The sequence below is a fragment of the Mitsuaria chitosanitabida ATCC BAA-476 = NBRC 102408 genome (genome assembly GCF_001598255.1).
GTDB classification, from domain to species: Bacteria; Pseudomonadota; Gammaproteobacteria; order Burkholderiales; family Burkholderiaceae_C; genus Roseateles; species Roseateles chitosanitabidus.
Map to the genome: position 1 here is coordinate 1 of NZ_BCYP01000056.1, position 1151 is coordinate 1151.

Here is a 1151-nt window from a genome sequence, read left to right on the forward strand (position 1 = left end):
ACCAAGCCGCACGTGAACGTGGGCACGATTGGTCACGTTGACCATGGCAAGACCACGCTGACGGCCGCGATCGCGACCGTGCTGTCGAAGAAGTTCGGCGGCGAGGCCAAGGCCTACGACCAGATCGACGCGGCTCCCGAAGAAAAGGCGCGCGGCATCACGATCAACACGGCTCACGTCGAGTACGAGACGGCCAACCGTCACTACGCGCACGTTGACTGCCCGGGTCACGCTGACTATGTGAAGAACATGATCACGGGCGCGGCGCAGATGGACGGCGCGATCCTGGTGTGCTCGGCCGCTGACGGCCCGATGCCCCAGACCCGCGAGCACATCCTGCTGGCGCGTCAGGTCGGCGTGAAGTACATCATCGTCTTCCTGAACAAGTGCGACATGGTGGACGACGCCGAGCTGCTGGAGCTGGTGGAAATGGAAGTCCGCGAGCTGCTGAGCAAGTACGACTTCCCGGGCGACGACACCCCGATCATCAAGGGTTCGGCCAAGCTGGCGCTGGAAGGCGACACGGGCGATCTGGGCGAGCAGGCCATCATGCGCCTGGCTGACGCGCTGGACACGTACATCCCCCAGCCGGACCGTGCCGTTGACGGCGCCTTCCTGCTGCCGGTCGAAGACGTGTTCTCGATCTCGGGCCGCGGCACCGTGGTGACCGGTCGCGTCGAGCGCGGCATCGTCAAGGTCGGCGAGGAAATCGAGATCGTGGGTATCCGCGATCTGCAGAAGACCACCGTGACCGGCGTGGAAATGTTCCGCAAGCTGCTGGACCAGGGTCAAGCCGGCGACAACGTCGGTATCCTGCTGCGCGGCACCAAGCGTGAAGACGTCGAGCGCGGCCAAGTGCTGGCCAAGCCCGGCACGATCAAGCCGCACACCCACTTCACTGCTGAGATCTATGTTCTGAGCAAGGAAGAAGGCGGCCGTCACACCCCGTTCTTCAACAACTACCGTCCCCAGTTCTACTTCCGCACGACGGACGTGACCGGTGCCGTGGAGCTGCCGAAGGACAAGGAAATGGTCATGCCTGGCGACAACGTCAGCATCACCGTGAAGCTGATCGCTCCGATCGCCATGGAGCAGGGTCTGCGCTTCGCCATCCGTGAAGGCGGTCGTACCGTCGGCTCGGGCGTCGTGGC

The 1151-nt window shown here is 64.0% G+C and carries 1 protein-coding gene; it reads left to right on the plus strand.

The features are described from left to right. The coding region (gene tuf / locus MCHT01_RS25320) for an elongation factor Tu (RefSeq protein WP_148661741.1) at window positions 1-1151 on the plus strand (1151 nt) is incomplete at both ends.